The sequence below is a fragment of the Candidatus Stoquefichus massiliensis AP9 genome, from assembly GCF_000455285.1.
GTDB lineage: Bacteria > Bacillota_I > Bacilli_A > Erysipelotrichales > Coprobacillaceae > Stoquefichus > Stoquefichus massiliensis.
Map to the genome: position 1 here is coordinate 176358 of NZ_HG005285.1, position 19513 is coordinate 195870.

Annotated in this window: 19 protein-coding genes and 11 tRNA genes; 1 reads left to right on the plus strand and 29 read right to left on the minus strand. The window is 31.8% G+C overall.

The features are described 5' to 3' along the window. A complete protein-coding gene (locus tag BN350_RS03060) occupies positions 1-1038 on the minus strand; it encodes an AI-2E family transporter (RefSeq protein WP_028042277.1) in 1038 nt (345 codons plus the stop codon). Positions 1039-1089: 51 nt separating this feature from the next. Then, positions 1090-2478, minus strand: a complete 1389-nt coding sequence (locus BN350_RS03065) for a polysaccharide deacetylase family protein (RefSeq protein WP_028042278.1) — start codon at positions 2476-2478, stop codon at positions 1090-1092. A gap of 92 nt (positions 2479-2570) precedes the next feature. Here BN350_RS03065 and BN350_RS03070 point away from each other — a divergent pair, with 92 nt between their 5' ends. Then, on the plus strand, positions 2571-3119 hold the full coding sequence (locus tag BN350_RS03070) for a hypothetical protein (RefSeq protein WP_028042279.1): 549 nt from the start codon (positions 2571-2573) through the stop codon (positions 3117-3119). Here BN350_RS03070 and BN350_RS03075 read toward each other — a convergent pair. From BN350_RS03075 to BN350_RS18375, 27 genes are all read right to left on the minus strand, one after another. Beyond that, the gene (locus BN350_RS03075) at positions 3090-5453 is read right to left on the minus strand and encodes an HAD-IC family P-type ATPase (protein WP_028042280.1); all 2364 of its coding nucleotides are present in this window, start codon (positions 5451-5453) and stop codon (positions 3090-3092) included. The genes BN350_RS03070 and BN350_RS03075 overlap by 30 nt on opposite strands. Positions 5454-5597: 144 nt before the next feature. After that, positions 5598-5674, minus strand: a tRNA-Ile gene (locus tag BN350_RS03080). 40 nt (positions 5675-5714) lie between these two features. Next, a tRNA-Met gene (locus tag BN350_RS03085) sits at positions 5715-5791 on the minus strand. 28 nt (positions 5792-5819) lie between these two features. After that, positions 5820-5895, minus strand: a tRNA-Phe gene (locus BN350_RS03090). 6 nt (positions 5896-5901) lie between these two features. After that, a tRNA-Asp gene (locus BN350_RS03095) sits at positions 5902-5978 on the minus strand. A gap of 4 nt (positions 5979-5982) precedes the next feature. Beyond that, a tRNA-Met gene (locus BN350_RS03100) sits at positions 5983-6059 on the minus strand. A gap of 22 nt (positions 6060-6081) precedes the next feature. Beyond that, a tRNA-Ser gene (locus BN350_RS03105) sits at positions 6082-6174 on the minus strand. Between the two features lie 7 nt (positions 6175-6181). Beyond that, positions 6182-6257 (minus strand) — tRNA-Ala (locus BN350_RS03110). 8 nt (positions 6258-6265) lie between these two features. Further along, positions 6266-6342 (minus strand) — tRNA-Pro (locus tag BN350_RS03115). Positions 6343-6365: 23 nt separating this feature from the next. After that, a tRNA-Arg gene (locus BN350_RS03120) sits at positions 6366-6442 on the minus strand. Between the two features lie 90 nt (positions 6443-6532). Beyond that, positions 6533-6621: transfer RNA gene (locus tag BN350_RS03125), tRNA-Leu, on the minus strand. 7 nt (positions 6622-6628) lie between these two features. Further along, positions 6629-6703: transfer RNA gene (locus BN350_RS03130), tRNA-Cys, on the minus strand. Between the two features lie 151 nt (positions 6704-6854). Next, positions 6855-7901 carry an ABC transporter substrate-binding protein gene (locus BN350_RS20865; protein WP_028042281.1) on the minus strand — a complete coding sequence of 349 codons (1047 nt, stop codon included), beginning with the start codon at positions 7899-7901 and terminating at the stop codon, positions 6855-6857. Then, positions 7885-8694: an ABC transporter permease gene (locus BN350_RS20870; protein WP_028042282.1), complete on the minus strand. Its 810-nt coding sequence runs from the start codon at positions 8692-8694 to the stop codon at positions 7885-7887. The genes BN350_RS20865 and BN350_RS20870 overlap by 17 nt, the downstream gene beginning before the upstream one ends. Continuing rightward, positions 8654-9547, minus strand: coding sequence for an ABC transporter permease (locus tag BN350_RS03145; protein WP_028042283.1), 894 nt, complete (start codon positions 9545-9547; stop codon positions 8654-8656). Before BN350_RS03145 ends, BN350_RS20870 begins: the two co-directional genes overlap by 41 nt. Continuing rightward, positions 9547-10590: a spermidine/putrescine ABC transporter ATP-binding protein gene (gene potA / locus BN350_RS03150; protein ID WP_028042284.1), complete on the minus strand. Its 1044-nt coding sequence runs from the start codon at positions 10588-10590 to the stop codon at positions 9547-9549. The genes BN350_RS03145 and potA overlap by 1 nt, the downstream gene beginning before the upstream one ends. Before the next feature lie 10 nt (positions 10591-10600). Beyond that, positions 10601-11134: a helix-turn-helix domain-containing protein gene (locus tag BN350_RS03155; RefSeq protein WP_028042285.1), complete on the minus strand. Its 534-nt coding sequence runs from the start codon at positions 11132-11134 to the stop codon at positions 10601-10603. A 217-nt stretch (positions 11135-11351) separates the two neighbouring features. After that, positions 11352-11507: a hypothetical protein gene (locus tag BN350_RS20530; RefSeq protein ID WP_155849091.1), complete on the minus strand. Its 156-nt coding sequence runs from the start codon at positions 11505-11507 to the stop codon at positions 11352-11354. Positions 11508-12005: 498 nt separating this feature from the next. Next, positions 12006-12386 (minus strand): DUF7668 domain-containing protein, encoded by a 381-nt coding sequence (locus BN350_RS18370; protein WP_044600083.1) that lies wholly within the window; start codon positions 12384-12386, stop codon positions 12006-12008. A gap of 647 nt (positions 12387-13033) precedes the next feature. Next, positions 13034-13864, minus strand: coding sequence for a prephenate dehydrogenase (locus BN350_RS03170; RefSeq protein WP_028042286.1), 831 nt, complete (start codon positions 13862-13864; stop codon positions 13034-13036). 10 nt (positions 13865-13874) lie between these two features. Next, a complete protein-coding gene (locus BN350_RS03175; protein WP_028042287.1) occupies positions 13875-14243 on the minus strand; it encodes a hypothetical protein in 369 nt (122 codons plus the stop codon). Further along, on the minus strand, positions 14240-15709 hold the full coding sequence (locus BN350_RS03180) for a nicotinate phosphoribosyltransferase (RefSeq protein WP_028042288.1): 1470 nt from the start codon (positions 15707-15709) through the stop codon (positions 14240-14242). The genes BN350_RS03175 and BN350_RS03180 overlap by 4 nt, the downstream gene beginning before the upstream one ends. Positions 15710-15776: 67 nt before the next feature. Further along, the gene (locus BN350_RS03185) at positions 15777-16139 is read right to left on the minus strand and encodes an FMN-binding protein (protein WP_028042289.1); all 363 of its coding nucleotides are present in this window, start codon (positions 16137-16139) and stop codon (positions 15777-15779) included. 61 nt (positions 16140-16200) lie between these two features. After that, entirely contained in the window at positions 16201-16467 is a 267-nt protein-coding gene (locus tag BN350_RS03190) for a LysM peptidoglycan-binding domain-containing protein (protein ID WP_028042290.1), read from the minus strand. 260 nt (positions 16468-16727) lie between these two features. Then, the gene (gene rnc / locus BN350_RS03195; RefSeq protein ID WP_028042291.1) at positions 16728-17417 is read right to left on the minus strand and encodes a ribonuclease III; all 690 of its coding nucleotides are present in this window, start codon (positions 17415-17417) and stop codon (positions 16728-16730) included. Further along, the gene (gene plsX / locus BN350_RS03200) at positions 17414-18397 is read right to left on the minus strand and encodes a phosphate acyltransferase PlsX (RefSeq protein ID WP_028042292.1); all 984 of its coding nucleotides are present in this window, start codon (positions 18395-18397) and stop codon (positions 17414-17416) included. The genes rnc and plsX overlap by 4 nt, the downstream gene beginning before the upstream one ends. A 33-nt stretch (positions 18398-18430) precedes the next feature. After that, the coding region (locus BN350_RS18375; RefSeq protein WP_044600084.1) for an ATP-dependent DNA helicase RecG at positions 18431-19513 on the minus strand (1083 nt) is incomplete at its 5' end.

A 19513-nucleotide genomic window follows, 5' to 3' on the forward strand; every position in this document is an offset into this window, starting at 1 on the left:
TTATATCAAACCATCTGACTTGTGCAAAGATGAATCCATCGAATCAATGAAACTATAAATCAAACTCATATGAATTGGTGAAAGTACAATCCCTATCACACCAAAGAAATGAAGATGAATCATCATTGATAATAATAATAGAAAGGAAGGAATCTGCATTTGTTTATTCATAATTTGTGGTTCTAATAAACTTCTAACAACATTAATAATAAGATATATTAAAAAAAGATAGAATGCTTTTAAATAAATACCTTTCACTATAAAAACAATACACATTGGTATTAAAACAATTCCAACACCTATAAATGGCAAACTATCTAATAATGCTGTCATAACTGCATAGAGTAGTGGATGTTTCATTCTTAAAATAGAAAAACCTATCCATAGTATTAAAAAACATAAAAACATTAATATCAGTTGACATTTTAGATAGATTTTTAAACTAATTAAACAACGCTGTTTCACAGTAGATATGATATATAATACTTTTTGATGACAAAGTGATATCATTTTTTCACGCATTGGATCATAATCTAAAACCAAAAAGAAAGTAGAAATAATAAATAAAAAGAAAGAGAAAATAAATGATGGAATTTGAGTAATCATAATGGATAATGAAGAAATCGCCTGAAAAAAACTTTCAGTTAAAAAATTTTGAATTGATGAAAGAATATCAGTTTGACCAAAAAATGAAAATTGTTGAGAAAGAGTTATAAGAAATTGCTGAAAGAACGGTTCAATCATTGTTTCATAGTAAACAGGTAATTTTGTTAAAATATCTGCAAAGAAAAAGAAAAGATAAGTGATAAGACTTCCTAACAGCAAAGTTAATAATAAATAAATAACTAATAAAAGAGATATCCCTATAGCACTTCTTTTGACATGAAAATAATTTTCCAATAAATCAATTAATGGTTTCATAATATAATAACAAAGAAAAGCCAATATAAAAGGAAAAAGAACTCCAAAAAGATATTTTAATATCAAACAATATATCATAATTATTCCAAAAATCATTATTCCTTTATTCTTACGCATTGATATCACCTATACAATATATGTGACAAATTAAAAAAAAGCCCTCCTGGGCTAATTATTAATATGTTGATGAGGAACAATTGCAGAATCATCAATAGCTTTAAAAGTATATCCTTTCTTTTGATAATGTTCAATAACCTTTGGTAAAATATCAACTGTATTTTGTTTACCATTTGCATCATGCATTAATATCATAATCTTTTTTTCTGAAGAAGATGTTGCACGCTTAAGCATTTCTGATTGACTCATCTTCGCATATCCATCTCCATTTTCAGCATTCCAATCATAATAAATATATCCTTTATCTTCCACCATCTTGCTAAGTTTAGTCATAATACCTGGAGTATATTTTTTTGAAACAAGATTACTGCTACCACCTGGGAACCGAATATATTTAGGTACAAAACCAATATAGTCTTTTGCTAATTGACCTACTTTTTCTAAATCTTGAAAATAAGCCTCTGTTGAAGAATAGACTTTTGAATAGCTATGACTATATGTATGTAACCCAATTGTATGTCCCTGATTATGAGCTGTTGAAATATATTTACGATATGAACTATTCATTCCTGTGATAAAAAATGCAGCTTTACAATGATAACGTTCTAATATGTCTAAGACTTCTGGTGTATAACGTGATGGTCCATCATCAAATGTTAAATAGACAACCTTTTCATCCTCACCAGTTTTATCAATAACTTGAATTGTAATTTCTTTTTCTGAACGATTTCCAGACACGTCTTCAGCAATATATTTAACTTTATAATTTCCTTTCTTTTGAATATCAAGTTCATTTTTTTCAATCTTTAATGTTGGTTTTGGATCAAAATCATCCTTAACTGAAGCTAAGGCATTCAAATCAATATCATTTCCAACAATAACACTAGCATTCCCAACAATAATTTCAGGAGCCTTTTTATCTTCAACAACTTTGACTTTTGTTTTCTGTGTTGTTTGATTATCATATTCATCAGTGACTATAATTTCAACTTCTTTTTCACCCAATTCATCAAATGTATACTTTTTAGCAAAAGTCACTTGCGTCTGACTTGAATCTTTAACATTTTTAACTAATTGCTCAGGTGCAATTGTTTGATGAAGAGCAACTGATTTTGATTGAACGTCAAATGTTGGCGGTGTTGTATCAACAACCTTGACCTTCAGTGAATATTCTTTATCATGATACTTATAAATAACATTATATTCTCCAATTTTCTTGACATTAACAGCCGAACTATCAATAGTAACATCTTCAAGATTCCCATCTTTAACATCCTTTACAAATGATGAAAAATCAACAACTGAATTAATTTCAATATTACGTTGCGAAACAAAATGCAACGGTGAAGCTGTAACCGATACATACAAAACAATAATTCCAATGATACCTGCTAATATCGCTATTGATCCCCATATATATCTCTTTTTCTTTAAATTCATAGTTTTTCCTTTCTCATATTTTTTACTTTTATGACAAATATCCCCATATTTCGATATCATAAATATGATATAACAAGTAGAGGTGATAAAAAATGTATATTTATAATCCTTTAAAAGATTTGTCTTATTCTGAACTTATTTTGGACCCTGACCAGTCATATCATACATCATTAGACCAACAAAAATTATATTTCTTTTTTAAAAATTTAAAGAAACCAAAAGACATTGATCATATTGTTGGTCTTTATATAGAATATCTCATCGAACCCTATATCTATGAACAATTTCCCCAATTTTACCATAAGTTCTCTCCTAAAATAGAAGAATGTATTGTTGCTCAACTTAATTTTGGGAATGCAAATCTTTATCATGATTATTCTCAAAAATTTTTTATAGTTATGTTTAATGCAACTGAAGATGATATTCTCAAAGCTTATTTAAATTTAAATCATTATTTTAATAAACATCCATTTGAATATCATCACCATCAATGTTTAATCCAATTAAAATGTGGCGCTTATTTTGCACAGCCAGGTATTCATCCCTATCAGCTATACATATCTGCTAAAGATCAGTTTGATATGATTGCTCATAAAGAAAAATCAATCATATCAATGAATTATTTTCGATTGGCTAGATAAACGTCGTTCATGTATCTGATATAATTTATGAATAAGGCGTTTCAAGGCTCCAATCACGAATATAGAACTTATACAAATCGGAAGAATCCAAATAAAGCGCCAGTTAATGATTGAATAAATACCAAAAAATTCTGGCATAATGAGAAGAATCAAATAAAACAATACTGTCATTAATGTTGCCACAATGACACGTAAGCGATTAAGTGGCATACAAACAATGAAAACCACTAAAAAACTAATAAAGCCAGCAACAAGAAAATAATAAGTTGAATAGGTTTTCATATCAAAATGAAGCCATTGCCCTAAGACTGCTACAAATAGCATATAAATAATCATTGTAACAGCACACGGTACAGCTGTTGAAATAACATGCCGTAAGAATCCCTGAGCTGATAATGTTGAAGAGCGTTCAAGAGTGATAAGAAAACTAGGAACACCAATAGCCAAGCCACTAATCAAACTTAATTGAAGTGGCGTAAAAGGATAACTCATTTGAAGCGCTGCAAAAACAAGACATAAAACTGTAGAATAGATTGTTTTAGTGAGATACAAGGAACTGACTCTCTCAATATCAGCAATGATAGCTCTTCCTTCTCTTACAATTGCCTGCATAGATGCAAAATTAGAATCCAATAAAACAATATGTGCCGCCTGCTTTGCGGCATCACTTCCTGCAGCCATCGCAATGCCACAATCAGCATCTTTTAATGCAAGAACATCATTAACCCCATCACCGACCATTCCCACAACATGACCTTGAGTTTGAAAAGCCTTAATAATCTGTTGTTTTTGTTCAGGTTTTACACGTCCATACACACGATAATGAGAAACAACTTTTTGAAGTTCTTCATCATCTTCTGGCAAAGTTGATGCATCTATATACTTCTCTCCACCTTGTAAACCAGCTAATTGTGCAACTCTAGAAACAGTCATTGGATTATCTCCAGAAAGAATACATATATTAACTGCAGCCTTTTCAAAGAACTGGAGTGTATCTTTTGCTTCTAAACGAATACAATCATGAATAACAATCAAAGCCATTGTTTTAACATCACCAATATCATTCTTCTCATCATCTAAAAAGTCAGTTTCTCCCAACAACAGGACACGCAATCCTTGACGTGAATAATCATTTACCCTTTGCAATAATGGATCGTTTTCATCTACAAGATATTCGGGTGCACCTAAAACATATTTTTGACCATTTTTCAAAGCTAAAGCACGCATTTTACGCTGTGATGAGAAAGGAATCCTACCAATAATACTTATATCATCAAATTTCTTAAAATACGCTCTTAAAGCTTTTTGAGTCGCATTAATATCATCAAAACCATATGCCATTAAACCCATAACCTGATGAACAACTTCTGATGAATAATCATGAATGAAATCCACTTTTTCAACTTCTAATTCACCAGTTGTTATGGTTCCCGTTTTATCAAGACATAAAACATCAACACGTGCTAACGCTTCAATTGCTTCCATCTCTTGAATCAAAGCTTTACGTTTTGCTAATTTACCAACTCCTAAAATAAAAGACAAACTTGTGAGAAGCACAAGGCCTTCAGGAATCATACCAATCACTCCAGCAACCGTCTTCACAATTGCTGTTGCATGATCATGAGGTGAAGCAGAAAGTTGTGACATGAATAAAACAAGACCAACAGGAATAATGACAAAGCTCAATATTTTAATAACCTTTTCAATTGCATCTTTCATTTCAGAAGATGCCTTATTTTTATGTTTTGCCTTATGAACAAGCTGGGTAGAATAATTATCATTACCAACTCTTATAACGCGTCCATAAGCACTTCCAGCTACAACGAAACTACCTGAAAGAAGTTCATCACCAACTTTCTTTTTAACTGGTTTAGATTCACCTGTCAGCATAGATTCATTAACTTCCATACCCTGTGAACTTATTGTCACACAATCCGTTCCAATTTGATTACCACTTTCTAAAAAAACTATATCATCAAGAACCAATTTCTCAATAGGAATCATTATTTCTTGATAATCACGTATAACCATAATCTTTTTAACTGTAACAACTGTTAATTGATCAATAATTTTCTTAACTTTCAGTTCCTGATAAATCCCAATCAAAGAATTCATAATAATAACACCCATAAATGTTAAATTCGTCCAACGACCCGTTGACAAAATAATCGCTGCCAAAAAAACATTAAGAATATTAAAATAAGTCACTGTATGTTCTAATACAATCTGTTTCTTAGTTTTTGAAATATTATCATGAGATATATTAACCTGTCCTTTTTCAACACGTTCTAAAACTTCCTTAGAAGTTAATCCTTTTTTAACTTTCTCATCCATAATCTCACCTACCCACACAATATATCACAGAGATATGAATATTTTGTGTATAATATTATCTTTTTTCATTTATATCATACCATAAATATATCATTTAAATGAATAAAAAAAACGATATGCCTAAACATATCGTATCTCTTTAATTGGTGGACCCTGAAGGACTCGAACCTTCGACCGATCGGTTATGAGCCGATAGCTCTAACCAACTGAGCTAAGGGTCCAAATAAAATAAAAAGTGGCATTCACCACTGATTAGCTTAATGGTAGCGGGGAAGGGATTCGAACCCCCGACCCACCGGGTATGAACCGATTGCTCTAGCCAACTGAGCTACCCCGCCATGTAGTGAATCGTTCTTTTTATAAAAATGGTGGTTCCGGCCGGAATCGAACCAGCGACACGAGGATTTTCAGTCCTCTGCTCTACCGACTGAGCTACGGAACCATAATTTGGCGGTCTGGACGGGACTCGAACCCGCGACCTCCGCCGTGACAGGGCGGCATTCTAACCAACTGAACTACCAGACCAAAATGGTTGCGGGAGAAGGATTTGAACCAACGACCTTCGGGTTATGAGCCCGACGAGCTACCAGACTGCTCCATCCCGCGATATGAAATATAAATTTTTAAATGGCGGAGGTTGAGGGATTCGAACCCCCGCGGGACTTTCATCCCCTGTCGGTTTTCAAGACCGATCCCTTCAGCCGGGCTTGGGTAAACCTCCGCAATATTGGTGGAGCTTAGCGGGATCGAACCGCTGACCTCCTGCGTGCAAAGCAGGCGCTCTCCCATCTGAGCTAAAGCCCCATTTTAAATGGTCGGGAAGACAGGATTTGAACCTGCGACCCCCTGGTCCCAAACCAGGTGCACTACCAAGCTGTGCTACTTCCCGAATATTTAATTTTAATACTCAATTGGCGCGCTAGGCAGGAATCGAACCCACAACCTCTTGATCCGTAGTCAAGCACTCTATCCAGTTGAGCTACTAGCGCATCTCTTTAACAGCGCCATTCAATATTAACATAAATGCCGTTGTTTTGCAACACTTTTTTGAAATATTTTTAAATTTCTTTTTTTAAGAATGGTGCCCAGGGCCGGAGTCGAACCGGCACGGATTTTAAGGTCCGCAGGATTTTAAGTCCTGTGCGTCTACCAATTTCGCCACCTGGGCAACATGATGGAGGTTCCAGCCGGACTCGAACCGACGATGACAGAGTTGCAGTCTGTAGCCTTACCAACTTGGCTATGGAACCATTTCATTTCTCTTCTCACGTTGCTCAAATAGTATATAATATTTTGTAATTGATTGCAATAGTTTTTTGCATTTTTTTGGCATTTCTTTATGACAATTCAAAAAGAAAAGTTCTGATGAGGATTTTTTCATCAGAACTTTTTTAAAAAATCTTACTGTGCTTTCACTTTAGACCAAAAATCGCTATACATTTCTTTAACATCTTGGGTTTGGTAGGCAAACACTTCATCATTTTGATCCATTCTAATACCATAGGCATTAATACCTTGAAAATCTCCTTCTGATGCTTCTTTTGCTGCTACTGTATTAGAAGTTAAATACCCTACCTCTAATGTATTATTCAAAGCATTTTCATCACTAATCATATAATTAATAAAATTCATAGCTAATTCTAAATTCTCGCATTCTTTACTTACAACAAAGCCATCAAACCAAACATTTGTTCCTTCTTCTGGCATATAGAATCCTATATCAGGATTTTCTAACATTACAGCTGCAGCATCACCAGAATACATAACTGCCATAGCTTTTTCACTGCTTTTCATAGCATCTATTGTATCATCAGCAGCATATGTAGGATCCATTGTTTTTCTTTGTTCAATGAGCCATTGATAAGCTTCTTCTATTTCGTTTTGATTTGTTGTATTCATAGAGTATCCTAAGGCTTTTAATGCTACCATAAAAGAATCTCTTTCAGAATCATACATATAAATATTGCCTTTATATTTAGGATTTCTTAAAACTTCCCATCCCATATTTAAATCATTTTCACTAACCTGAGTCTTATCATAGACAATACCAACATTACCATAAAAATATGGCACCCAATATTCATTAGCTTTATCAAAATTCTGATTCAAGACTTTACTATCAATACTACTTTTATTTGTTATTAATGACCAATCAATCTTTTGTAAAAGATTCTCTTTAATCAATCTTTCAATCATATATTCAGACGGAACCATAATATCATACTTATTTCCACCTAATAATTTTGTATACATTGATTCATTAGAATCAAATGTCTCATAAACCACCTTACAATCAAACTCTCTTTGGAAACCATTAATCACATCAGGATCAACATATTCTCCCCAGTTAAATACACGTAATGTATGTGTATAACTACGACCTCCACATCCACTCAACGCAAGGCTAACCATTGCAAAACAAAGCATGACTTTAACGAAGCGCTTCATTAACTTTTCCTCCTCTTTTTTTCACAATTAAATAAGGAACGAATGTTCCAAGCAATAACACAAATAAGATGACAACCAAAACAATTGTTGATAAAGCATATATACTTGGATTCATACGCTTAGACATATTATAAATCACTATAGAGATATTTTCTACACCATTTCCACTTACAAAATAAGAAATGACAAAATCATCAAATGACATTGTAAAAGCAAGCAATGCGCCAGCCATAATACCTGATTTGATTTGAGGCAAAATGACTTTCACTAAAGTTTGAAATGGTGTTGCTCCTAAATCCATCGCTGCATCTGTTAAATTATCATCTAACTGTTTCACTTTAGGATAAACATTTGTAATGACATACGGTGTACAAAAAGCAATATGGGCAAGTAACATTGTCATATAACCTTTTTCAATACTAATAAATGAGAAAAAAATCATTAATGAAATAGCTGTCACAATTTCAGGATTCATTATAGGTAAATTATTAACCTGTAAGATAGCTGTACGTATCTTTCTTTTAGATTTTGTCAAAGCAATAGCTGTAATCGTTCCTAAAACAGTAGAAATTAAAGTTGCTAAAAGAGCAATCGAAACGGAAACAAAGACAGCATCCAATAATTGAATATTACCAAACAAAGACTCATACCAACGCATAGAAAATCCTTTAAAATGAGATAATGACTTAGCACTATTAAAAGAGAAAAAAGCCATAATAAATAAAGGTGCATATAAAAACAATAAACACAAACTAATGCATAGACCCTTTACGTATTTTTTTTCTTTTACCATAACGTTTATTTCCTCCTTCCTCATCTTCGTTAGAAACATTCGTACGTTTCTCTACTCGATAAATTAATGCCATCAATACAATAACAATAACAGCCAAAACAAGTGATACAGCACTACCAAAATGCCAGTTTCCAACAGTTATAAATTGTTGTTCAATGAAATTACCAATCAAAGAATATTGACCTCCACCTAACATCTTTGGAATAACAAAAGCACTGATAGCTGGCAAGAAAACCATTGTAATTCCTGTTAAAACACCACTTAAAGATAAACGAAAAGTCACTTTAAAGAAAGTTTGAATACGTGATGCTCCTAAATCCATAGAGGCCTCAGTTAAAGATTTATCCATATTTGTAAGTGATGTATGAATAGGTAAAATCATAAATGGTAAAAAATTATAAACCATCCCAATCACAACTGCAAAATCTGTATACATCATATGAACGCGACCTAATCCAATAGATTGTAAAAGATTATTAATAATTCCATTATTACTTAAAATACTCATCCAGGCATAAGTTCTCATTAAAAGATTAATCCATGTTGGTATTGTAATTAATAAGATTAATATTGTTTGTGTATTTTCTTTACATTTTGCAATCATATAGGCAATAGGATAACCAATTAAAAAACAAATTGCTGTTGTTAAGACACCTAATACTAAAGAACGCATTAAAACAGATAAAAAGATAGGGTCCATAAATTTAAAGAAGTTATCTAAAGTAAATTGAAAAGTTGTAATTTCTGTACCTTTTGATGTAAATGCATAAAATGCAATTAACATCATTGGAATAATTGTTAATGCAAAAAGCCAAAAACAATAAGGGGAAACAAGTTTTTTATATTGTTTCATTAATATGTCCCCATTTTTTCCATGACATGAATATCTTCAGGCCAAAAATCCAAATTTACCTTTTTACCAACTTCGCTCATATCTGTTGTATGTACTTTATACATACGTTCATCTGTTTCCACCATAATTTCATAATGAACACCTTTAAAGATAATTGAAGAAATTGTTCCTTCAATCTTTCCTTGACCAACTTCTACAATATCTAAATCTTCTGGTCTTAAAACAATATCAACATCCTGCCCTTCATCAAAACCTTTATCAACACAAACAAACTGCTGTCCATCAAACTCAACCAAAAAGTCTTTCACAAAAGTCCCTTCAACAATATTAGATTCACCAATAAATTGAGCAACAAAGCGATTCTCAGGTTCATTATAAATATCAGTAGGTGTCCCTATCTGTTGAATACTTCCATCATTCATAACAACAATTGTATCTGACATTGTTAAGGCTTCTTCTTGATCATGAGTAACATAAACAAATGTAATACCAACTTCTTTTTGAATATTTTTTAATTCAATCTGCATTGCTTTTCTTAATTTTAAATCTAATGCTCCTAATGGTTCATCTAATAATAAAACTTTAGGTTCATTAACTAACGCTCTTGCAATGGCAACACGTTGCTGCTGTCCTCCTGATAGTTGTGATATATTACGTTTTTCAAAACCTTCAAGACCAACAAGATTTAACATACGAAGCACTTTTTGTTCAATAATAGCTTTATCTAATTTCTTAATCTTTAAACCAAATGCAACATTATCAAAGACATTCATATGTGGAAATAAAGCATACTTTTGAAAAACTGTATTCACCTCTCTTTTATAAGGTGGTAAAGATGAAATATCAATGCCATCAAATAAAACTTCACCATTACTTGCTTCTTCAAAACCACCCACTATCCTTAGTGTCGTTGTCTTCCCACAACCACTTGGTCCTAATAATGTCATAAATTCATTTTCATGAATATCTAAATGTATACCTTTTAAAACGACTTGACCATTAAATTCTTTTGTCAAATTATTTAATTCAATTAATTTTTTCATATAATCCTCCCTAAAATAATGGTGGTGTTGATATCCAAATCACCTTTGCCCTACCTTCACCACAATTTTCAAGATAATGTGTTCTATTCCCTGTCAAATAAAAAGTTTCGCCTTTTTTAACGGTCAATGCTTTTGGACCATAATGAAGTTTAATTTTCCCACTAATCACATAACCAAACTCTTCTCCATCATGAGGTTCCATTTCCATTGACATCTTATCTTTTTCTAATTCAATCAAAATAGGTTCCATATCATTCTTTTGTGCATTAGGCACAATATAAGAAATCATATAATCATCCTGCGTGTTAATAAAATAATCATCTTTTTTAAAGACAATCTGTTCCTCTTGTCTTTCATCGAAGAATTCATGCAATGAGGTGCCTAAAGCCTCTAGTATATCCTCTAAGGTTGCTATAGAAGGTGAGGTTAAATTTCTTTCTACTTGTGATAAAAAACCTTTAGTTAACTCACTACGGTTAGCTAATTCTTCTAATGTCAATTGATTGGCTATACGCAATCTTTTTATTTTACCACCAATATTCATAATATCACTCCCTTGTTTAGTAATACAAAACTTTATGTTTAAATCTACAAAACATAATTATTATACAGAATATTTTGTAAAATGCAATACGTTTTAAACAATTTGTTTAATATATTAAACTTCTAACTTGCATAATTACCTTTCTCATCAATCCAATGCACAAGAAAAAAAGCATCTCTTCATAACTGCTACTAAGAGATGCTACATCAATGAGTTTCTAGACTTTCTTATATCTTTTACCCTTGATGACTCCATTGTCAATCAAATCACCTTTTTCAATTAATTCTTTTAATAATGTATGAACCCTTCTCTCTTTAACATGAAGAGCCTCCATAAATTCTGTCCTTCGATACCAAATATTTGGATTCATCATAGATAAGATAGTCTCATATTGTAAAAGTGTTTCTTCTCGCACTTTTCTTTACAAATGACATAATTAAGACTGTACGATCTAGATTAAAGTTTTCTTCAACTATTGGTTCAACCCAATCCTTTTCTTGAACCGAAAACAATACTCTGTTACTAATAAGATGCGCTTTCTATGATTTCATATTTGTTAAAACAAAACAAAGGACAAAACAAATATATCCGATCATAATATTTATTTTATCCTTGAAAAATTGAGTATCATTAAAATTATATCAAATTTAAAATATAGGAACAGATTAACGCATAAACACTACACTTATTAGCAATTCATAAGGAAAAAAAGTGTAATTCACTACTGATTTACCATTAACCAAAGAGCCTTGATACGACACATAATTTTGGACATCTTGTTAGTAGTGTCCTTCATTATAAATAAAAGCAGTCAATCTTATAAGACTAACTGCTCAACAAACTGGAATTTTGCGACAATAAGCCTGCATTATCACATTGGGTCAATCATATGGAATATACGTTTTACTTTACCTTCTGAATATAAAAATCTGAGTTGCAAGCACAAATCTACCAGTTCTCCACCTGAGGTAAGTTCATAATTTGCTTCAAAGCTTTCAGGGGACTTCTCATAAAACTCTACTTCGTGATGATACTCATATTGCGGGTGAAAATTGCATGGAACATCGTACTCATCGAACGCATCAAAACCGTTCATGTCCAATGTACCCTGAACACACTCCCGAATTTCTTCTGTATCGTCCCAATCCATTTCGTCCACACAAGATGGCAAATCCTCATATCTTTTTTCGTGAAGAACATGGAGAATATCTTTTATTGTTTGAATGGCTATTTTTTTATCCTGCTCTGTCATTAAAATACCTCCCAGTATAATTCATGGAAATTTCTAATTTATAGGCATATTATACAGTTATTGAATATAACTGGCAACAAAATAATACCTTTCACTCATCATCGAATGCTGATTCGTTCATTTCTGGAAAATCCAGTAATTCAGAAACAGTCATATCCAAACCTATACTAGCATCAATGTCTATAGCTTATTCAAAAAACAGAATAATTTTATGACATCACGAGTCCATTAACACAATAGACTAGTTCTAGTTGGTATTCTGTCCTTTCTAACTGTTCTTGATGATATTTCGTTTCTCTTTTCCAATTAAACAATAGCATATATGTACTGTTATTTCTTTTATATCTGTATGTCTTCGTTTACCTATAATACATGCATAGATGAAAGTTTCTCCATTAAGGCTAGTTCCCATTTTATGATCTATTATTCATAATTAAGGATCTTATGATAAACACAAATTGATCAAATAGTGATATTAGGCATTGACTCCTTTCTAACAAATAAGAAAAGAACAAAAAGAAAGATACATATCACATGCACATTTATTTCATTCCCAAAAACTTCCGTATATATAACTATATTTCATGAAGAAGATGTCCACACATTTTTAGAAAAACGATTTCGCATAACGAAATCGTTTATATAAATTACTTTTCCAAATTTTCTCTACGCTTTGACGATTCTAAAAACATTTCTTTTAAAGCGTTATCATCATCATTTAATAATGCTTGTTTTAATTGATCAAACTGTTCTTCAAAACGTATCATAGATGCCAATAGATAGTCGCGATTGTTTAAGAACAATTCACTCCATAACTCAGCATTAATATTCGCAATTCTTGTTAAATCACGAAAAGAATCACCAATATATTTTCCTGTATCATATTTTTGATCATCACTATTGATTAATGCTACTGCAATAGTATGAGGCAATTGTGATGTAAATGATATGATTTCATCATGATCATAGGGGCTCATGATTTTAACGCTTTTAAAGCCTAATTGAGAAACAAACTGACACATAAATTCTATAGATTCTTTTTTATTCTTTGCATGTTCAATAACAATATAATTCGCATTTCTAAAGACTTCCTTGCTGGCATAGGCATAGCCTTTCTTTTCACGTCCAGCCATTGGGTGTCCACTAACATATTCTACATCTGGATCAATACAAGCTAAAGCTTTTTCTAAAAAATATGATTTAATACCAACAACATCTGTCACAATACTTCCTTTTTTAAATGTATGATGAGTAATAAAATCTAAAACAAGGGATGGATAAAGACAAATAATTGTTAAATCACTTCTTGCAATAATTTCATGTCCATCTGTAAATCCTTCAATAATGCAACCATCTTTTTTTGCTAATGAGAGTGTTTCTTCATCACAATCCACTCCATAAACCTGATGTCCTAATCCTTTTAAAGCCTGAACATAACTTCCACCAATAACTCCTAAACCAACAACTGTAATAATCATAAGAGCACCACTACATTATCATAAGTGCTACAGCAAAGGCGAAACCGCCAAAGATAAGAGCACAAAAACAGAATCGAATAAATAAAGCAGATAGTGGAGGTTTTTCTTTCTCTATTATATAAAAGGCAAGAACAACAAGTAGACTTGATATTATTCCATGAGTAAGAACAAGAGCAATATCAAAAGAAGAATACTGTGCTAAAAGCGGAACACATAGTCCTTGTGCAAAAGCAAAGATCACTGCTAAGATGATGAGACTTTTGTAGTGAAAAGGAATCCATGTTAAGTTAAAATTTGATTGAAATTGACTCTTCGTTTGCTGATCTTGATGCGTAAATTCAACTTTGTGGTTTCTTTCTACACTGCGCTTAAAACTCATTCACTTTTTCTCCCTTCAGCAAGCATATTTAATTTATAGTCTAATAATTTTTTTGTTAAATCTACATAATAAATATGAGGGTATTCTAAACGGAAGACTTCATCCCAAAGTAATGATTTTTGCTTAATAGAGTATTCTCTAATTTGATCTAATGAATATTGAGGATAAACACATTGTCCATCCTTAAAAACAAGTGTTTGTAATGGATGAATTTCATATGTTCCTGCATAAAGAGTCTTATTTTTCCATGCATCAGATTGATGATAAATTGTTAAATCTTGATTTTCATCAAGAACTTCATCATAAAAACTGATAATATCAGCAATCGCTTTATTCGTTTCTTTTTCTATAAGACGATAGACTTTCTTATATCCTGGATTAGTGATTTTTTCAGTATTTTCTGAAATCTTAATTTTAGGGATAATCTGACCATCTTTTTCAACAGCAGCTAATTTATAGACACCACCAAAAACAGGTGCTGATTTAGAAACAATCATGTTTTCTCCAACTCCAAATGAATCAATTTGTGCCCCTTGTTCCAATACTGAACGAATCAAATATTCATCCAATGAATTAGAAACCGTAATTTTACAATCATGTAATCCTGCAACATCCAACATCATTCTGGCTTTTTTTGTTAAATATGCAATATCACCACTATCTAAACGAATTCCTGCCAATCTTTTTCCCATTGGCGCCAAAACTTCTTCAGCAACTCTAATAGCATTCGGAACTCCGCTCTTTAATGTATCATATGTATCAACAAGCAAAACACAAGAATCAGGATAAATTTCTGCATAAGCTTTAAATGCTTCAAATTCATTATCAAATGATTGTACAAAAGAATGTGCCATTGTACCTAATACAGGTATTTGAAAAGCTTTACCCGCTGATGTAGTTGCAGTACCTGCTACGCCACCAATATAAGCTGCTCTCGCTCCATAATGCGCCCCATCATAACCTTGTGCACGTCTCGCACCAAATTCCATGACAGCACGTCCTTTGGCTTCCTGACAAACACGATGTGCTTTGGTTGCTATTAAAGATTGATGATTAATTGTCACAAGTAAAAATGTTTCAATTAATTGGGCTTCAATTAATTTTGCTTTCACAGTAATTAATGGTTCATAAGGAAAGACAGGTGTTCCTTCTGGCACTGAATAAAGTGTCCCTGTAAATTGAAAGTTTCTTAAATAATCAAAGAAATCCTCATCAAATATATTTAATGAACGTAAATATTCAATATCACCTTCTGTAAAACGCATATCTTGAATAGCTTCTATCAATTGCTGTAAACCAGCAAAAATAACAAATCCACCATTATCTGGATTTTTACGATAGAACATATCAAAATAAACAATCTGTTCCCCTTTTCCCATTTTAAAATAATTATAAGACATTGTTAATTCGTAAAAATCCATAATCAATGTTATGTTTCTTTCACTGCTAACATTAACTTCTTCCATTTTTTATGACCCCCTATCATTTTTACTATCATATACCAAATCACAAAAAAAATAAAGCATTTCTGCTTTATTTAGACGTATTCTTCGCATTTTCCATTGCTTCTTTAACAGCATCTTTTAATGCTTGTGATGTTTTGGTTGCTCCTGAAATTGTATCGACATCATATTTATTTTCTTTTTTCATTGAAGTGATCATTTGTTCTAGTGCAACGCCTCCAATAGATGGTGTTTCATTATGTTCTTTAACAAGAACATCAACAATTTTATCATCTTTCATTGTTGTTTCTACTTGAAATTCCCCACCATAACCTACTGCAGTCGTTGTATAGGTTCCATCTTTATAAACAGTCTTCTTTGATTCTTCTTGTTTTGACTGATTTGAACATCCACACATCATCATAACTAAAAATAGGATTGCTAATTTTCTCATTTATAAAACCTCCTATTCATAGTTTTTGCTTAATTTAAAATCTTATGCAAGAAACATTCTATTAAAAGTATAAATCATATGTTTGTCTTTGATAAGGTTGTGGTACTGGTTTTACTTTTTGATAAACAATTGGAATAAGTAATTGCTGTTCTGGATAAATAAGCATGTCTTCATTTAAATTATTCATTGCTTGAATCCAAGGCACTTCACTATTCAATGTTTTTGCAATACGATATACATTATCTCCTTTATTAACAGAATAAAGAATAATTTCACCAACTTTTGGATATGTTATTCTTTCATTTTCATACATATATGGATTATACATATCATCCCTCCTAACATATCCTATGATACAATAGTAAAAGCGTATAGGCTTTTTATATATAAATGTATTACAAAAAGGAAATTCCTCGTCTACTCGTTTTGTATTGATAAAAGAATGGTACTACTTTTCTTTTTTCATAAATTCTAAAGAAGTCAATATACTAAAATATTGATTAGAATTAAAATATAGGATATTGTATACTTTGCTATATCTTTTTTTAATTGTTATTTAAACAAAAATAGATCCAGCATTAACTAGATCTATTCATTATTTGTAGCCAGTTTATTTAAAGCATCTTTAGCTGCCTGTTGTTCAGCTCTTTTTTTACTTGTTCCTTTTCCAATACCTAGACGCATATCATCCATAATGACAGCAATTGTGAATTCTGGTGCATTGGATGGACCAGATGTTTCTAATAATTCGTAAGTCACTGTACGACGTTGATCTGCTTGAATTAATTCTTGTAATGTTGTTTTATAATCAGTGATATCATCATAATCTAAATCATTGACATGCTGATAGATTGTTTGTTCTAAAATTTTAATCACTTCATCTTTTCCACAATCTAAATAAACAGCACCAATAAATGATTCAAAAATATTTGCTAAAACACTTTCTCTTTCACGTCCACCACTTTTTTCTTCTCCAACACCTAAGTAAAGAAGTTCACCTAATCCTAATTCACGTGAAAAACGTGCTAATGATTCTTCACGGACTAATTTACTACGTAATGTTGTTAATGATCCTTCTGGAACATCAGGGAAAAGTTTAAAGATAAATTCTGATACATATAATTGTAAAACTGCATCACCCATGAATTCTAATCTTTCATAATCTTTTTGGTTATGATGGGATTCGTTTGCATAAGAAGCATGTGTAAAAGCTTCTTTGTATAAACTCAAGTTTTGATATGGAATCTCTTCTTTTATTAAAAAATCTAATAATTTCATTTTGTATTTAATCCTTCTTTCATTTGTGAAACAACATCTAACTTAACTAACTGATAAGCTAAATCCATAGCATTAGCAAAAGCTTTTGCATCACTTGCACCATGGGCTTTGACAACAGCTTTTTCAAATCCCATCATGAGTGCTCCACCTACAGATTTATAATCAAATTTATCTTTTAAAGCATAAAGTGAAGATTTTGCAAACATTGCTCCTATTTTTCCTGAAAGTGAAGACATCATTCCTTCTTTAACCATCTTCATTAGTAAAGATGCTGCTCCTTCACATGTCTTTAATGCAATATTTCCACTAAATCCATCAGTGACAATAACATCACAATCACCTTTTAAGATATCTCTTCCTTCAATATTCCCAATAAAATGAATTTTATTTTCTGATTCTAAAAGTTGATAAGCATTTTGATGAACTTCATCACCTTTTTTCGCTTCTGTTCCAATATTTAATAAAGCGACTTTTGGTTGGTGTATTCCTCTAATATTTTTTGCATATATATGTCCCATAATCGCAAAATCTTTAAGTTGTTCAGGTGTATTTTCTGCATTTGCTCCAACATCCAATAAAGCCACACCTTTTTCATTATAGGTTGGCAATATGGCCATTAAACATGATTTTTCAACACCTTCAATACGTTTTAAAAATAACATAGCACTTGTATAAAAAGCACCTGTTGATCCACATGATACGACACCATCAACAATTCCATCATTGGCTAAAGCAACTGCTTTGACCATACTTGAATCTTTTTTACGACGTACAGACATAATACCAGCATCCATAGGAACAATATCTCTAGCATCTACAATATGAATACGATCATAGGCTTTTAATTTTTCTAGTTCTTCTTCTTTTCCAGTCACATATAATTCTGCATCAGCATGTGTTTTGATAAAACTTTCACAGGCTTCAACAACAATTCCACTTCCTAAATCCCCACTCATTGCATCTATTGATAATTTATACATTTTGTCTCACTCCTTGCTAGTAGTATAACATATTTAATCAACATATTCATTATTCTCTTTTAAATTCTCTTTAATCTTAGATATAAGTTTTTGATAACCTTTGTGATGATGATAATCATCAATCATTTTCATAGCATCTTCTCTTGCAATCGTTAAAATATTGAAATCTTTTAGAACATCAGCAACTAAGAATGTTGGTAAACCACTTTGTCTACTTCCTAAGACTTCACCAGGTCCTCTTAATTGTAAATCATAGGTTGATATTTCAAAACCATCATGACTCTTTTCCATATATTTTAAACGATCAATAGCTTCTTTAGAAGATGATGAACTCATTAAGTAACAATAAGCCTGTAGATCTCCTCGACCAATTCTACCTCTTAACTGATGTAATTGACTCATTCCAAAACGTTCAGCATTATAAATAACCATCATATTCGCATTTTTTACATCAACACCAACTTCTACAACAGTTGTAGATACAAGAATCTGAATCTCATTCTTTTGGAAAGATTCCATCACATCATCTTTTTCATTATCTTTCATTTGTCCATGTAATAAACCAACATGATAGATCTCTTTAAAATACTTTTGCATTGCGTCTGCAATCTGAGAAGCACTTTTGGCTTCAATAGCTTCGCTATCTTCAACCAAAGGACATATAACATAACATTGTCCCCCATTTTGTAAATAATCCTTTAAATCCTCTAAAATAGGCTTCATAGAGGATGATTTTATATATTTTGTGATAACAGGTTTTCTTCCTGTTGGCATTGTTTTTATAGTTGATACATTCATATCTCCATACATAGAGATAGCTAATGTTCGAGGGATTGGTGTTGCACTCATAATTAAGAAGTCAACCTGATTCCCTTTATTTTTTAATGCTTTACGTTGTTCAACACCAAAGCGATGTTGTTCATCAGTAATCACAAAACCAAGATTGGCATACTCGACTTTCTTTTGAAATAAAGCATGTGTTCCTACAACAATATCAATATCACCATCTTGAATCTTTTGATAGAGCAATTCTTTATTCTTTAAAGATAATGAACCCGTCAGCAACGCAACCTTTACATCAGTATTCTTAAAGAAAGAAGATAGAGTAGCATAATG

What these genes read in the sequence shown, in the direction of transcription:
- BN350_RS03145 (WP_028042283.1), bottom strand. Translation starts at nt 9,547, where the DNA reads ATGAAACAATATAAAAAACTTGTTTCCCCTTATTGTTTTTGGCTTTTT.
- BN350_RS18370 (WP_044600083.1), bottom strand. Translation starts at nt 12,386, where the DNA reads ATGACAGAGCAGGATAAAAAAATAGCCATTCAAACAATAAAAGATATT.
- BN350_RS20870 (WP_028042282.1), bottom strand. Translation starts at nt 8,694, where the DNA reads ATGGTAAAAGAAAAAAAATACGTAAAGGGTCTATGCATTAGTTTGTGT.
- rnc (WP_028042291.1), bottom strand. Translation starts at nt 17,417, where the DNA reads ATGAAATTATTAGATTTTTTAATAAAAGAAGAGATTCCATATCAAAAC.
- BN350_RS03155 (WP_028042285.1), bottom strand. Translation starts at nt 11,134, where the DNA reads ATGAATATTGGTGGTAAAATAAAAAGATTGCGTATAGCCAATCAATTG.
- BN350_RS03175 (WP_028042287.1), bottom strand. Translation starts at nt 14,243, where the DNA reads ATGAGTTTTAAGCGCAGTGTAGAAAGAAACCACAAAGTTGAATTTACG.
- BN350_RS20530 (WP_155849091.1), bottom strand. Translation starts at nt 11,507, where the DNA reads ATGATGAATCCAAATATTTGGTATCGAAGGACAGAATTTATGGAGGCT.
- BN350_RS03185 (WP_028042289.1), bottom strand. Translation starts at nt 16,139, where the DNA reads ATGAGAAAATTAGCAATCCTATTTTTAGTTATGATGATGTGTGGATGT.
- BN350_RS03180 (WP_028042288.1), bottom strand. Translation starts at nt 15,709, where the DNA reads ATGGAAGAAGTTAATGTTAGCAGTGAAAGAAACATAACATTGATTATG.
- BN350_RS03170 (WP_028042286.1), bottom strand. Translation starts at nt 13,864, where the DNA reads ATGATTATTACAGTTGTTGGTTTAGGAGTTATTGGTGGAAGTTATGTT.
- BN350_RS20865 (WP_028042281.1), bottom strand. Translation starts at nt 7,901, where the DNA reads ATGAAGCGCTTCGTTAAAGTCATGCTTTGTTTTGCAATGGTTAGCCTT.
- BN350_RS03075 (WP_028042280.1), bottom strand. Translation starts at nt 5,453, where the DNA reads ATGGATGAGAAAGTTAAAAAAGGATTAACTTCTAAGGAAGTTTTAGAA.
- BN350_RS03190 (WP_028042290.1), bottom strand. Translation starts at nt 16,467, where the DNA reads ATGTATAATCCATATATGTATGAAAATGAAAGAATAACATATCCAAAA.
- plsX (WP_028042292.1), bottom strand. Translation starts at nt 18,397, where the DNA reads ATGTATAAATTATCAATAGATGCAATGAGTGGGGATTTAGGAAGTGGA.
- BN350_RS03060 (WP_028042277.1), bottom strand. Translation starts at nt 1,038, where the DNA reads ATGCGTAAGAATAAAGGAATAATGATTTTTGGAATAATTATGATATAT.
- potA (WP_028042284.1), bottom strand. Translation starts at nt 10,590, where the DNA reads ATGAAAAAATTAATTGAATTAAATAATTTGACAAAAGAATTTAATGGT.
- BN350_RS03065 (WP_028042278.1), bottom strand. Translation starts at nt 2,478, where the DNA reads ATGAATTTAAAGAAAAAGAGATATATATGGGGATCAATAGCGATATTA.
- BN350_RS03070 (WP_028042279.1), top strand. Translation starts at nt 2,571, where the DNA reads ATGTATATTTATAATCCTTTAAAAGATTTGTCTTATTCTGAACTTATT.